The sequence below is a fragment of the Synechococcus sp. CBW1004 genome (assembly GCF_015840715.1).
In the GTDB taxonomy this organism is placed as follows: domain Bacteria; phylum Cyanobacteriota; class Cyanobacteriia; order PCC-6307; family Cyanobiaceae; genus Cyanobium.
On record NZ_CP060397.1, the window covers coordinates 978,199 to 990,611 of the forward strand.

15 protein-coding genes are annotated in these 12,413 nt (G+C 64.6%); 10 read left to right on the forward strand and 5 right to left on the reverse strand.

All coding sequences use genetic code 11. The features are described from left to right. Window positions 1-380: 380 nt before the first annotated feature. Window positions 381-914 (forward strand): hypothetical protein, encoded by a 534-nt coding sequence (locus tag H8F25_RS04750; RefSeq protein ID WP_231597104.1) that lies wholly within the window; start codon window positions 381-383, stop codon window positions 912-914. Between the two features lie 31 nt (window positions 915-945). Here H8F25_RS04750 and H8F25_RS04755 read toward each other — a convergent pair whose 3' ends face one another. Next, window positions 946-1,395, reverse strand: coding sequence for a DUF3122 domain-containing protein (locus H8F25_RS04755; protein WP_370525873.1), 450 nt, complete (start codon window positions 1,393-1,395; stop codon window positions 946-948). A gap of 145 nt (window positions 1,396-1,540) precedes the next feature. Here H8F25_RS04755 and psbA point away from each other — a divergent pair, with 145 nt between their 5' ends. Next, window positions 1,541-2,620: a photosystem II q(b) protein gene (psbA, locus tag H8F25_RS04760; protein ID WP_197212227.1), complete on the forward strand. Its 1,080-nt coding sequence runs from the start codon at window positions 1,541-1,543 to the stop codon at window positions 2,618-2,620. Window positions 2,621-2,858: 238 nt separating this feature from the next. Here psbA and H8F25_RS04765 read toward each other — a convergent pair whose 3' ends face one another. Continuing rightward, on the reverse strand, window positions 2,859-3,842 hold the full coding sequence (locus H8F25_RS04765) for an IS5 family transposase (RefSeq protein WP_197210200.1): 984 nt from the start codon (window positions 3,840-3,842) through the stop codon (window positions 2,859-2,861). Window positions 3,843-3,908: 66 nt separating this feature from the next. Between H8F25_RS04765 and H8F25_RS04770 the strand changes: the two genes are divergently transcribed. The 5 genes from H8F25_RS04770 (at window position 3,909) to H8F25_RS04790 (ending at window position 6,840) form a co-directional block, all read left to right on the forward strand. After that, window positions 3,909-4,100, forward strand: coding sequence for a DUF4079 family protein (locus H8F25_RS04770; RefSeq protein WP_197212228.1), 192 nt, complete (start codon window positions 3,909-3,911; stop codon window positions 4,098-4,100). Between the two features lie 91 nt (window positions 4,101-4,191). Further along, complete coding sequence (gene petC / locus H8F25_RS04775) at window positions 4,192-4,746, forward strand: cytochrome b6-f complex iron-sulfur subunit (protein WP_197212229.1); 555 nt, start codon at window positions 4,192-4,194, stop codon at window positions 4,744-4,746. Window positions 4,747-4,942: 196 nt separating this feature from the next. Continuing rightward, window positions 4,943-5,623, forward strand: a complete 681-nt coding sequence (locus H8F25_RS04780) for a DUF3365 domain-containing protein (protein ID WP_197212230.1) — start codon at window positions 4,943-4,945, stop codon at window positions 5,621-5,623. Between the two features lie 39 nt (window positions 5,624-5,662). Then, window positions 5,663-6,100 (forward strand): hypothetical protein, encoded by a 438-nt coding sequence (locus tag H8F25_RS04785; protein ID WP_231597107.1) that lies wholly within the window; start codon window positions 5,663-5,665, stop codon window positions 6,098-6,100. Then, window positions 6,097-6,840, forward strand: a complete 744-nt coding sequence (locus tag H8F25_RS04790) for a ZIP family metal transporter (RefSeq protein ID WP_231597109.1) — start codon at window positions 6,097-6,099, stop codon at window positions 6,838-6,840. Before H8F25_RS04785 ends, H8F25_RS04790 begins: the two co-directional genes overlap by 4 nt. Window positions 6,841-6,914: 74 nt before the next feature. On the opposite strand, the gene H8F25_RS04795 is transcribed toward H8F25_RS04790, so the two are convergent. Continuing rightward, the gene (locus H8F25_RS04795) at window positions 6,915-7,835 is read right to left on the reverse strand and encodes an ion channel (RefSeq protein ID WP_197212232.1); all 921 of its coding nucleotides are present in this window, start codon (window positions 7,833-7,835) and stop codon (window positions 6,915-6,917) included. Window positions 7,836-7,961: 126 nt separating this feature from the next. Here H8F25_RS04795 and H8F25_RS04800 point away from each other — a divergent pair, with 126 nt between their 5' ends. Both H8F25_RS04800 and H8F25_RS04805 read left to right on the forward strand, forming a co-directional pair. Then, a complete protein-coding gene (locus H8F25_RS04800) occupies window positions 7,962-9,269 on the forward strand; it encodes an FAD/NAD(P)-binding oxidoreductase (protein ID WP_197212233.1) in 1,308 nt (435 codons plus the stop codon). Between the two features lie 118 nt (window positions 9,270-9,387). Next, window positions 9,388-9,618, forward strand: coding sequence for a hypothetical protein (locus H8F25_RS04805; RefSeq protein ID WP_197212234.1), 231 nt, complete (start codon window positions 9,388-9,390; stop codon window positions 9,616-9,618). 74 nt (window positions 9,619-9,692) lie between these two features. Here the strand turns inward: H8F25_RS04805 and cydB are convergent, their stop codons facing one another. Together cydB and H8F25_RS04815 are read right to left on the reverse strand one after the other, a co-directional pair. Further along, the gene (cydB, locus tag H8F25_RS04810; RefSeq protein WP_197212235.1) at window positions 9,693-10,706 is read right to left on the reverse strand and encodes a cytochrome d ubiquinol oxidase subunit II; all 1,014 of its coding nucleotides are present in this window, start codon (window positions 10,704-10,706) and stop codon (window positions 9,693-9,695) included. A 9-nt stretch (window positions 10,707-10,715) separates the two neighbouring features. Then, window positions 10,716-11,936 carry a cytochrome ubiquinol oxidase subunit I gene (locus H8F25_RS04815; RefSeq protein ID WP_231597111.1) on the reverse strand — a complete coding sequence of 407 codons (1,221 nt, stop codon included), beginning with the start codon at window positions 11,934-11,936 and terminating at the stop codon, window positions 10,716-10,718. A 74-nt stretch (window positions 11,937-12,010) separates the two neighbouring features. Between H8F25_RS04815 and H8F25_RS04820 the strand changes: the two genes are divergently transcribed. After that, complete coding sequence (locus H8F25_RS04820) at window positions 12,011-12,406, forward strand: DUF6444 domain-containing protein (protein WP_197212237.1); 396 nt, start codon at window positions 12,011-12,013, stop codon at window positions 12,404-12,406. Window positions 12,407-12,413: the final 7 nt, after the last annotated feature.

Below are 12,413 nucleotides of genomic sequence, written 5' to 3' on the forward strand. Positions count from 1 at the left end.
TGGGAGTTGACTACCGCCGGCCTGCAGCAGGATGGGATGTGGGCGGTGGCTCTGACAGAAGTCTGCTGCCTGTACGGAGCCCACCATGCGATCTGGGAGCGATCTGCAGTGAGCCGATCACGCCAAGGCTCTGCCTTCTTCCGTGATCTGAGCGCTGCTCACGCTTCCAGGGCACCCAGAACCCAGCGCGGAGTTCAGTGCCTCTCGGCACCGCCTGGAGCTCGCCTCGAGATCACCGGCACTGAGACATGGTGAGCGTTCTCCTGGCACGGGGCCATTTTCAGGGCAGTTCCAGCCGCTGATCGGAGTGAGGCTGATCGATGCTTCCGGGCTGACCTCCTGGGAGCCTCAGCCGTCAGATCCAGCTGGGGCTCGGCGCGGTGGCCCTGGTGATCGGTGCGATGAACCTGCGCGATGCCCGCCGGCCCGGAGAGCGCTTCACCCTGTCGATCCCCGATGAGGCGAAGCCGGGGCTCTATGCCCGCATGCGTGGGGTGCTGCAGAGCCGGGGCCTGGCAGCGTCCCTTGTGGGGGTGGCGCTGCTGGCGGTGGTGGTGAACCTGGTGGAACTGCTCTGCACCGCCGGCCTGCCCGCGTTGTACACGGCCGTGCTCAGCCAGCAGGCCCTGCCGGCCTGGGGCCACTACAGCTATCTGGGCCTCTACATCCTGGGCTACATCGCCGACGACGCCCTGATGGTGGGCATGGCGGTGTGGGCCCTGGGCAACCAGCGACTGAGCGAAGCATCCGGGCGGCGCCTGAAGCTGCTCAGCGGAGCCGTGATGCTGATCCTGGGCCTGGTGCTGCTGTTCCCGCCCAGGCTGGCTGCTCTGAGCCCACCCGGTCAGCCGCCGGCCGGTGGAGACAGCTGGAGGCGAGCCCGCGGCCGCGACCCGACCGCGCCGCGAATCTGAAGGCTGATTCAGATGCCGACCTGAGCAGGGATCACGGGACGGTGGCGTCATGCAGGGCCACCACCGCGGCGGGAGGGGCCATCAGCTCGGCCGGATCGCCGGAAGCCAGCGGCAAGACCAGAAGCAACGGCAGCTCCGAGCGGAGCCGGGGCTCGAACCGCGGCAGATCGAACTGCGCCGAGCTCTCCGGAAGCGTCGTCTCGCCGGCAGGAACCAGTTCAGCACTGCGGTTTTCCAGCTCCCAGCTCCCGCCCAGGCCGTCGCGCAGCTGCAGCGGCCGGCTGTGGTCGAGCGCCTGACGGCCGGAGCGATCGGTGAACCGCAAGCGCAGCCCCCCTGGGTAGGAGGGGTCGAGCTGCTCCAGCAGCGTCAGCGACCAGGACAGACCGCTCTGATCCTGGAGGTTCCAACGCTGGGGCTCGAGCGCCAGAGCCGCCCCCGGGCCCAGCAGCAAGACCCCGAGCAGCAGCGCCAAAACCACAGACCCCAGCCCGCGCCCCGCATGCGAACGACGCGGTTGAGCAGAAACACCCATGGCCAGGACCTCAAAAGATGCGGCTTTCACGCTACCGTTGTATGCAGGTGAAGGGCACAGCACTTCATCCCTCTGCACAGTCTTCCCTGCCATGACCACGACCTCCCTCGCCCCCGCCAGGGGCGGCTCCTGGGAGTCCTTCAAGGACTGGATCACCTCCACCAACAACCGCCTCTACATCGGCTGGTTCGGCGTGCTGATGATCCCCACCCTGCTGGCGGCCGCCACCTGCTTCGTCATCGCCTTCATCGCCGCTCCCCCCGTCGACATCGACGGCATCCGCGAGCCGATCAGCGGCAGCCTGCTCTACGGCAACAACATCATCACCGCGGCGGTGGTGCCCAGCTCCAACGCCATCGGCCTGCACTTCTACCCGATCTGGGCCGCCTCCAGCCTCGATGAGTGGCTGTACAACGGCGGCCCCTACCAGCTGATCATCTTCCACTTCCTGATCGGCATCTACGCCTATCTCGGCCGCGAGTGGGAACTCAGCTACCGCCTGGGCATGCGCCCCTGGATCGCCGTGGCCTACAGCGCTCCGGTGGGTGCCGCCACCGCCGTGCTGCTCGTCTATGCCATCGGCCAGGGCTCCTTCTCGGACCCCATGCCCCTGGGCATCTCCGGCACCTTCAACTTCATGCTGGTGCTCCAGGCTGAGCACAACGTGCTCATGCACCCCTTCCACATGCTCGGCGTGGCCGGCGTCTTCGGGGGCAGCCTCTTCTCGGCCATGCACGGCTCGCTGGTGACCTCCAGCCTGGTGCGGGAAACCACCGAGCAGGAATCCCAGAACCGCGGCTACAAGTTCGGCCAGGAGGAGGAGACCTACAACATCATCGCCGCCCACGGCTACTTCGGTCGCCTGATCTTCCAGTACGCCTCCTTCAACAACAGCCGCAGCCTTCACTTCTTTCTGGCTGCCTGGCCCGTGGTGGGCATCTGGTTCGCCACCCTGGCGGTGATCAGCTTCTCGTTCAACGTGAATGGCTTCAACTTCAACCATTCCGTGCTCGATCACCAGGACCATGTGATCAACACCTGGGCCGATATCCTCAACCGTGGTGGCCTGGGCATTGAGGCCATGCACGAACGCAACGCCCACAACTTCCCCCTCGATCTCGCCGCTGTCCCTTCTGAGCCTGTGGCCCTACGCGCCCCGACGATCGGTTAGTGAGACTTTGAATCTCGCCCAGCCTGATCAGATCAGACGGCCGTGTTAAGGAAGCTCTGATCAAGACCGGGAATTGAGCGCAAGCGTGTCTCATTCTCGTCAATGAGACACAAGTGGGGTATTTTGTCCTTGGCTACTCGCCAGGTGCTCCAATCCAGGGCCTGACTGGCTTATTTCTCGTGAGTTCCCCGATCATTTTTGGCTGCTCACCCTCAAGATGGCACACTTATTCTGTCATTTACGCTGTAGAAGGACAACGTTCGCGCACCATCCAGAGATTGGCGAGGGCAAACAGCATCGTCAGCTTGAGGTTGTTCTTGCGGATGCCTCGGTAGAAGACCTTCCGAAATCCAAACTGGCACTTGATGATCCGAAATGGATGCTCCACCTTTGCCCTGACATGTGCTTTCGCCGCCTCCATCAGATCCAGCAGTCTTCCCTCTGGGGTGTCCGGTAGAACTCGGCGCTGTCCGGGCTTCATGGCGATGCGCATCTCTGCTTCGCAGTCCTTGAACGCCTCACGCTTTTCGATGCCGATGTGGCCAGAGTCGCCGTAGATCACGCGTTCCTCGCCATGGACGCGATCGGGTGCCGTGTTCAGCTCATGGACGTTGGCAGCCGTGCTCACCACGGAATGGACCAGACCCGAGGCTGCATCCACACCGATGTGGCACCGCATCCCAAAGAACCACTGGTTGCCTTTGGCCACCGAGTGCATTTCAGGATCCCGCTCGCCCGTCTTGTTCTTGGTTGAACTGGGAGCGTTGATGATTGTGGCATCGAGGATCGTACCCTCCTTAAGCATCACGCCCTTCTCCCGCAGGCTCTGGTTCACCGTCTCCAGGATCTGCTCTGCTATCCGATTCTCTTCCAGGAGGTGGCGGAAGTTCAGGATCGTCGTCTCGTCAGGGATCCGGTCCTCAACCATGTCGATCCCAGCAAAGCGGCGGAAGCAGGGGGTATCGATCAGCATCTCCTCCATCAAGGGATCGGAAAGCGTGAACCACTGCTGCAGCAGGTGGATGCGCAGCATCACCTCCAGCGGAAACGGTGGGCGCCCGCCCTTGGCAGAAGGCCTGTGGTACACAGGCGAAATCAAGGCCAGGAAAGGATCCCAGGGCACTGTGGCTTCCATCTCATCGAGGAAGCGCTGCCGGCGCGTTTTCTTCTTGGCGTAGGTCTGCTCGTAGTCCGTGAAACCCAACTGGAGGGGGGCCGCCATCCGCTGCCAGTCTCATTATTGGAACTGTACTGATTCTATCGGGTTTTTTAGGGGTTCCTTAACGGCATGGGCCTGGATCACTCCAGGCCCTTCTCATGCTCTCTCTTCCAATCCACCGCCGCCCTGGGACCCGCCCTTGGGAAGGGCCAGGAGTGGCCCCGCGGCCTCCACATGTCTCTCCATGCCCTGAACCTGTTGCTGTTCAGCTGGCAGGCCATCACCGGCATCGCCATCGTCAACAGGCTGCTCAGCGCCTGATGGCCCCGCCGAGCAGAGGGGCAGGCCCCCACACAGCGGCAGCCCTGCGTTCTGCTCTGAGCTCAAGTCACCATTGCATGAGGTAAAACCCATGACCAACACCGATGCTCTCGGGCGTGAGAACGAGGATCAGGCTCCCGATCCCGCCCGCCGCCAGCTGCTCAACCTGATCACCTTCGGCGCCGTGACCGGTGTGGTGGGAGGGGTTCTCTACCCTGCCCTGCGCTTCTTCCTGCCGCCTCGGGCCAGGGGGGGTGCCGCAGGCGTCCTGGCCCGCGATGAACTCGGCAACCCGATCTCCGCCAGTGGCTGGCTGCGGGCCCACAAGCCCGGTGAGCGCAGCCTGGTGCAAGGGCTCAAGGGCGATCCCACCTACCTGATCGTCACCGGCGACGACGCCATCGGCAGCTACGGCATCAACGCCATCTGCACCCACCTCGGTTGCGTGGTGCCCTGGAACGCGGCGGCCGGCAAGTTCATCTGCCCCTGCCACGGCAGCCAGTACGACGAGGCCGGCCAGGTGGTGCGTGGCCCTGCGCCCCTGTCACTCGCCCTGGCCCACGTGCAGGTCGACAACGACCAGGTGCTGGTCAGCCCCTGGAACGAAACCGACTTCCGCGACGGCTCCAGGCCCTGGTGGGCGTAGACCCGGGCCAATGGCCCGTGTTTCGCACGCACCGCGTTGCTTCGCGGTGCGTGCGGCATCGACGCAAGGGTCCCCGCTGCAGGGGACTCGCCTGATCTGTCAATCTCCTGTTCTCATTATGTATCGATCTGCACGCCGTTCCCATAGCCGTTGCCAGGGTGACCGGACCCGTGTGAAGCCGCAGGCTGTGCTCTCCATGGCTCGATCCCACCTCGCCTCCCGTGGTCAGCAGCTGGGCAGCAGGCCCCGGTTGCTGCCCTGGAAACGCCCGATCCGAGCCCTGCTGGGTGCTGTCTTGACGCTGCTGCTGTCCCTCCATCCCTCTCCGGCTCTCGCTGCCAGCGGAGAAGCTCCCGTGGATCCGCCCGTGCTCGCCAGGGCCGTCGATCAGATGGAGCAGCTCGACCGCATGCGCATCTCCCTGGCCTCGAGCCTAGAGGGCAGCAGCGAGGAGCCCACCATGGACACCATGCGGGAGGTGTGCTTGCCCGTGGGCAAGCGCGCCATGGCCATCGGCAAGGAGAACGGCTGGACCGTACGCCAGGTGGCCAGCAAGTACCGCAACCCCGACCATGCCCCCGCCGGCACCCAGGAGACCGGCGTCATGGACCTGTTCTCCAGACACCCCGAGATCACCGGTCTGTGGGAGCCAGCCACGGCCGAGCAGGGCGCCGGTGTGAACTATTACAGGCGCATCGATGTGCAGGCCAGCTGCCTGGCCTGCCATGGCAGCCGGGACAGCCGCCCCGCCTTCGTGAAAGAGAAGTATCCGAACGACAGGGCCTTCAACTTCCAGCCCGGCGACCTGCGCGGCATGGTTGCCGTGTTCATCCCGGAGGTGCAGGCGGCGCTGGCGGCGCAGGCATCGGACACCTGAGGCATCAACTGCACCTGCACTGTGTTCATCATGGCCGCGATGCCTGAACTCCCCTCCGTCTCCTATGCCGTGCGCCTCAGCGGATTGTGGGCGGCCTGGCTGCTGGTGATGCTGTTTCATGTGGAGCTGGGGCTGATGCCCCTCTTCCACGGTCTGTCGGTCGAGATCAAGAGCCAGGTGGCGGCCAGTCGGGTGCCACGCCTGTTTCTGGCGATGCTGTTCTATTTCCTGCTCCCGGTGGGAGCGCTGCTGGTGGCGATCCATGCCGTCGCCGATCCCGGTGGCTGGAGCGCGTCGTCACCCTGGCGCGGCGCCCAGTTTCTGTTCAGCGTGGTCTACAGCATCACCAACGTCATCCACCTGATCGCCGATATCCGCATTCCTGATTCGCGCAGCGATCAGGTGATTCTGATGACCGTGCTGACCCTGATCGGCCTGCTGATCAACCAGCAGGCCTGGGCCTGGTGGCAGGGGTGAGCAGCCTGGGCTGGATTCTCGTCGGCGGGCTGCTGATGAGCCTGGTGGCCATGGTGGGGGCGATCACCCTGCTGCTGCCACAGAAACAGCTGCAGAACATGCTGTTCCCGCTGGTCTCCCTGGCCGCCGGCTCCCTGCTGGGTGGGGCCCTGTTTCACATGCTGCCGGAGGGAATGGAAGCGATGGAGCCGCGCCAGGGCAGCCTGTTCATCGCCGCGGGGTTCACCCTGTTTCTGGCGATGGAGCAATTCCTGCACTGGCACCACTCCCACCGCCGTCCCGCCGCCAGGAATCACTCCGGCACACGCCAGGCCGTCGCGATTCTGATCCTGCTGGGAGATGCCCTGCACAATTTCATCGGTGGTCTGGGCATCGCCAGCACCTTTCTGATGAATCCTGCCGCGGGGATTGCAGCCTGGTGCGCCGCCGTGGCCCATGAGGTTCCACAGGAGCTCGGCGACTTCGCCATCCTGCTGCACAGCGGCTGGAGCCCGCGATCCGCCCTGCGCTGGAACTTCATTTCAGCCCTCACCTTTCCGCTGGGCGCCGTGCTGGCCTGGCTGATTGCCCAATCGCTGCCTGTGGCTGGACTGGTGCTGTTTGCCAGCGGCAACTTCATCTATATCGCCGCCTCCGATCTCGTTCCTGAGATCAAAGCCAACACCAGCCTGCGCTCCGCCTCCCTCAGCTTCGGCTGGTTCTGCGGCGGACTGCTGCTGATGCTGGGGCTGGCCCGTTAGCTGGACGGGGGCCGTCATGGAAAGACCGTCCCTCGCTGATTCGGGACACCGTCATCGCTGCATGCAATCCAGCCTCAGGGCGTCGGTTCCGCCACCGTGGTGACGAGGGGGCAGGGACGAATCCGATCAAAGGCAGACCAGTCAATGCGGCGCGGACCTCCATCACGCCCACCTTCAGGAGCCTCATCAATCATGTCGGCGAAGCAGTAGCCGAAGCGCAGGCGCTCCAGGGGCCAGTGGGCCTGGGCATGCACCGGTCGCTCGATCGTCTGATCCATGCCGCTGAAGGCCACCACCACTTCGGCATGCAGACGCGCCAGCTCCTCTGGACGCAGGCCATACAAAGGGCTGGAGGCATCGAGGCGATGCATGGCCGTCCACACCAGCAGAAAGGCCACGCCCCGGTCGCGCTCCAGCACAAGCGGTTTCAACCGCCGCAGCCGATGCCCCTCCCGGCTGATCTCGTCAACAGCCAGAAAGGCCTGCAGCCTCGCATCGCGCAGGATGTTGCCCCGCTCATTGGCCAGCCGGAAACAGAGGGTGGGCACGCCGTTGTAGAGGTGCACCACCGCCACCTGAGAGAAGCGGATGCGGGCATTGCTGCGGGCGAAGCGCGCGAACACCAGCCCCGTGGTGATGGCGACGAACAGCAGTCCGCTGAGCGCCTCGATCGACACCAGCACGTTGGCGTAGAGCCCACGCGGATGCAGGACGCCATAGCCGATCGAACCCAGGGTCTGCACGCTGAAGAAGAAGGCCTCAGCGAAGCTGGCCCTCGGCTGCGCCGTGCCACCGATGCCGGTGGGATCAAGCCGGAAGAGGCCGGCGAACAGCAGATTGATCGCCAGGTAGAGGGTGGCGATCAGGACCAGAAAGGCCGGCCAGGGGATGGCCAGGGCGAAATGGTAGGGATCACGCCAATGACGCCAGACGGAGCGAGGGCGTCCGACGAGAAGACCGCTTTCACGACGGAGCTTCTGATGAAGAGGTGGCATCGCCGGCATCCAACCTCTGGCCATGGTCGCGCGTCATGCCTGGCAACGCATGAAGACAATCAGGATGTGCCTCCTCCAGTGACGCAATCCCCCGCTACAGAAAGGACAGGCCTCAGAGCAGCAGCCATGGAGACCCGACACCACAGGGTGCTGATCGTGGGGGGCGGTGCCGCAAGCATCACCACCGCCAGCCTGCTCAGGCGTCAGCGGCCCCAGCTGGATGTGGCGATCCTGGAGCCCTCAGCCGACCACGACTACCAGCCCGGCTGGACTCTGGTGGGCGGCGGGGTGATGCGGATCGAGCAGACCCGCCGCAGCGAAGCCTCCCTGATTCCCGGAGGCGTCACCTGGATCCAGGCAGCAGCGACGGGATTCGACCCCGACCACAACAGCGTGGCCACCAGCACGGGTGACACCATCCGCTACGACGTTCTCATCGTGGCCACCGGCCTGCAGTGCCGCTGGGAGCAGATCGAAGGCCTCCGCGAAGCCCTCGGCAGCCATGGCGTCTGCAGCACCTACAGCAGGGATTTCGCTCCCTACACCTGGCAGAGCATCAGGGATTTCAAGGGGGGCAATGCGGTGTTCACCATGCCGGCCACCCCGGTGAAATGCGGCGGTGCGCCCCAGAAGGTGATGTACATGGCCGATGACGCCTTCAAGGCAAGGAGCGGGGTGGGCGTCAACAGCCGCGTGATCTTCTGCACGCCGCTCCGCACCTTGTTCGCCGTGTCCGCCTATGCCCGCACCCTGCAGCAGGTGGTGCGGCGCCGGGGCATCGACGTGCGCTTCGGGTGGGAGCTCAAGGCCGTGCGCGGACCCGAGCAGAAAGCGGTGTTCGACGTGCATGAGACCGATGGCAATGTGCACCGCGAGGAGCTGCCCTTCGGGATGCTGCATGCGGTGCCGCCGATGAGTGCCCCCGATGTGGTGGCCAGCAGTCCCCTCGCGGGCGAGGGGCCGGGCGGCTGGGTCGCCGCCGACCGATTCACGACGCAGCACCCGCGCTACGCCAATGTGTTCTCCCTGGGCGATGTGGCCGGCCTGCCGACCTCCAAAACGGCGGGCGCCGTGCGGGGCGAGGCGCCGGTGACGGCGGCCAACGTGCTCGCCTTCCTGGAGGGCCGGGAGCTCAGCTCCCACTACGACGGCTACACGGTCTGCCCTCTGATCACCGGTTACAACAATGTGGTGATGGCGGAATTCGATTACAGCCAGAAGCCGATCTGCTCCTTCCTGGTCGATCCCACCAAGGAGCGCTGGAGCATGTGGCTGATGAAAACGAAGATGCTTCCCTGGCTCTACTGGAATCGCATGATCAAAGGACTGCCCCACGAGAGCCGGTACCTCAAGCCTCTCGCACCGCTGGTGCATCTGCTCAGACTCGATTACCGCGAGCCTCCGTCACAGAGGAGACCAGCGGCCAGGCAGTAACCTGCTGACAGGGAGGCCACCCGTGCCACGCATCCGACAACCCGCCGATCACCGGCACTATGGTGATGGGAGAATTGTGCCAGGACCAATCATGAGGAAGCGGTCGGGACTGACTCGCATGTTCGGCCTTGTTGGTCTTGAACTCCTGGTCATGAGCAGTGCAGACCTGCCCGCCATGGCCCGCCCCACATTCGGCGATTGTGCCAAGGCAGTGGAGAGAGAGGGCTATCTCATCCTGGAGATGGATGCCCGAGGATCGAACTACGACATTGATGCAAGAAAAGGGGGTCGGGAATGGGATCTTCAGGCAGACAGGAATTGCAGGATTCTCGACGCCCGACCTGACTGACGGGGTCCGGTGTCCAGCCGTTCTGAGAGCCCCCGTACGAACCAGCAGCGGACATCCGGAAGCACGCCGGGCGCCTACTCAGCCTCGGCAGGGTGCGGCACCTTGCCACTGAAAGCCACATAGTTATAGATATTGTAGAAGAGCATGATCGGGATCAGTACACCGATGAACGTGAGCATGAACACCAGTGAACTGACCGAGGCGTGAGCCTCGAAAATGGTGACGGAGGGAGGAATGATGGCGGGAAAGACCATCAGTCCAAGCCCTGCAAAGCTCAGAATGAACAACAGGACCGTATAGACCAACGGCCACACCTCCTGCTCGAGGGACAGGCTGCGAAACAGCTGCACGATCAGGGCGATGCCAGCCAGGGGAAGCACCACGAACACCGGCAGGAACTGGGGGTCAAAGATCCGCTCCTTCAGGGTGCTCGACACGAAGGGGGTCGCCAGGGTGATCAGCAGGGCACCCGCCAGGGTGGTGGCGGCCGCGAGGCGGGCGGTGCGGCGGTGCAGGCGCTGCAGCTCGCCGGTGGTTTTGAGGATCAGGTAGGTGGAGCCGATCAGCACATAGCCCTGGATCAAGGTGAGAGCCACCAGCAGGCTGCTCCAGTTGCACCAGATCCAGGGGCTGCCGGTGAAGTGCCCCTGGCTGTCGGTGGGAATCCCGGCCAGCACGGTACCCAGACAGACCCCCTGCGCGGCGGCAGCAAGCACGCTGCCCAGGCCGAACATCAGATTCCAGGGACGCTTGCGCTCGGCATTTTCGCGGAACTCAAACGCCACGGCCCGCAGGATCAGGCCCAGGATCATCAGATAGATCGGGCCATACAGCGCCTTGAGGATGGTGCCGTAAGCCAGGGGAAAAGCGCCGAACAGGGCACCGCCCATCAACACCAGCCAGGTTTCATTGGCATCCCAGACATTGCCCAGCGACGTCATCAGGATGGAGCGCTGGGTTTCCGTCGGTGAGGTGAGCGACAGAATCCCGACACCCAGATCAAAGCCATCGAGGATGACATAGAGCAACAGAAACAGAGCCAGGATCACGAACCAGACCGCTGGCATGAAGATGTCAAGGAAGTCCATGACGACGGATCAGGGAAGAGCGGTGTTGGTGGCAGCCCCGGCTGCATGGCCTGGCTCCGCCGGAGGCATCAGGCTGAGGTCAGGTCCGCGGCGGATGATGCGCGAGCCAAACCAGAGGGCACAGCCGAGCAGCACCGCATAGAGCACCGCGAAGGTGCTCAGGCTGGCCAGCACCTCCGCGGCCGGCAGCTGCGACGCGGCGTCGGATGTGCGCAGCTGGCCGTACACGGTCCAGGGCTGGCGGCCCACGCAGCGCACCACCCAGCCCGCCTCGATCGCCAGATAGCCCGCAGGGGCCGAGAGGATCCAGGCCCAGCCCAGCCAGGGCAGCGCGAGCATGGTCTCCGCCGACAGACCACGGCTCCACCAGAGCAGCACGGTGAGCGCCATCAACAGGGTGATGGCGATGCCGATGCCGGCCATCAGCCGGAAGGAATAGAACAGCAGCCCGACCATGCGGGGCCGCTGATCGGCCGGCCAGCTGTTGAGGCCGCGCACCTCATGGCTGAGGCTGGAGCGTCCCTCCAGAATCCAGCTGAAACCACCCGGCACCGCGAGGCTCCAGCGGTTCCTGCCGGCGGCTTCATCCGGGGCCGCCAGCACCGTCCAGGCCGGAGAGCTGCCCGCGGGTTCGTTGCTCCAGATCCCCTCGATCGCCGCCAGCTTGGTGGGCTGATGCTCAGCCACCTGCAGGGCGCTCTCATGGCCCGCCAACACCTGCAGCGGTGCCACCACCAGCAGGATCACCAGCGCCAGCTTGAGCGAGAACGCAAAGAAGGCACGCATGGCCGCCTCCGCCTGCCGGCGGAGCAGCCACCAGCAACTGACTGCGGCCACCACCAGCATGCTGGTCTCCACGGTGGCGAGGCTCATGTGCAGCACGCTGCGCACCATGAACGGATTGTTGATGGCGGCGAAATAGTTCTGGACATGGAAATGGCCCTCGGAGAAGCTGCCACCGGCCGGCGTCTGCAACCAGGAATTGGCGCTGAGGATCCAGAACACCGAGAGGTTGGCGCCGAAGGCCACCATCACGGTGGCGAGAAAATGGATGGCCGGCGGCACCCGGTTCCAGCCGAACAGCATGATCCCCAGGAAGCCTGCTTCGAGCATGAAGGCCATGGCGCCCTCGAAGCCGAGCACGGAACCGAAGAAATCGCCCACGAATTCGGACAGGGGCGCCCAGTTGGTGCCGAACTGGTACCCATTCAGGGGGGCGGGACAGCTCATCGCGAACATCGATACGACTGAACCCTTGACGTCGGCTTGAATCCCGGTTGCATCTCAGGCATAGACTTCCTGCGATGACCACCCCTCCGGCCGGGATTTCAGAAGCGGACTGGGCTTCCACTCCGGTGGGCGTGAGGGCTGGCTTCCTTGAGGTTCTTGCACAGCTCCAGAGACAACAGCAGGAGAACGACCAGCTCCGAGCGCAGCTCACCGACCTGGCGACGGAACTGGCCAGCCTGCGCGAGCGGATCGGCCGCAACTCCCGCAACTCCTCCAAGCCGCCCTCCAGTGACGGCACGGGTTTTAAGCCGCCCACCCGCTGCAAAGGCACTGGTCGCAAGCGGGGTGGTCAGCAGGGGCACCCGGGAGCAGGGCCGGAGCTGCTGCCGATCGCGCGTGTGGATGAGGTGCTCGAGCACCACCCGGACGCCTGCCGCCGCTGCGGCACCCTGCTACAGGGGGACTCCTGAAAAATCC

What these genes read in the sequence shown, in the direction of transcription:
- psbA (WP_197212227.1), top strand. Translation starts at nt 1,541, where the DNA reads ATGACCACGACCTCCCTCGCCCCCGCCAGGGGCGGCTCCTGGGAGTCC.
- H8F25_RS04765 (WP_197210200.1), bottom strand. Translation starts at nt 3,842, where the DNA reads ATGGCGGCCCCCCTCCAGTTGGGTTTCACGGACTACGAGCAGACCTAC.
- H8F25_RS04770 (WP_197212228.1), top strand. Translation starts at nt 3,909, where the DNA reads ATGGGCCTGGATCACTCCAGGCCCTTCTCATGCTCTCTCTTCCAATCC.
- petC (WP_197212229.1), top strand. Translation starts at nt 4,192, where the DNA reads ATGACCAACACCGATGCTCTCGGGCGTGAGAACGAGGATCAGGCTCCC.
- H8F25_RS04780 (WP_197212230.1), top strand. Translation starts at nt 4,943, where the DNA reads ATGGCTCGATCCCACCTCGCCTCCCGTGGTCAGCAGCTGGGCAGCAGG.
- H8F25_RS04785 (WP_231597107.1), top strand. Translation starts at nt 5,663, where the DNA reads ATGCCTGAACTCCCCTCCGTCTCCTATGCCGTGCGCCTCAGCGGATTG.
- H8F25_RS04795 (WP_197212232.1), bottom strand. Translation starts at nt 7,835, where the DNA reads ATGCCACCTCTTCATCAGAAGCTCCGTCGTGAAAGCGGTCTTCTCGTC.
- H8F25_RS04800 (WP_197212233.1), top strand. Translation starts at nt 7,962, where the DNA reads ATGGAGACCCGACACCACAGGGTGCTGATCGTGGGGGGCGGTGCCGCA.
- H8F25_RS04805 (WP_197212234.1), top strand. Translation starts at nt 9,388, where the DNA reads ATGTTCGGCCTTGTTGGTCTTGAACTCCTGGTCATGAGCAGTGCAGAC.
- cydB (WP_197212235.1), bottom strand. Translation starts at nt 10,706, where the DNA reads ATGGACTTCCTTGACATCTTCATGCCAGCGGTCTGGTTCGTGATCCTG.
- H8F25_RS04815 (WP_231597111.1), bottom strand. Translation starts at nt 11,936, where the DNA reads ATGAGCTGTCCCGCCCCCCTGAATGGGTACCAGTTCGGCACCAACTGG.
- H8F25_RS04820 (WP_197212237.1), top strand. Translation starts at nt 12,011, where the DNA reads ATGACCACCCCTCCGGCCGGGATTTCAGAAGCGGACTGGGCTTCCACT.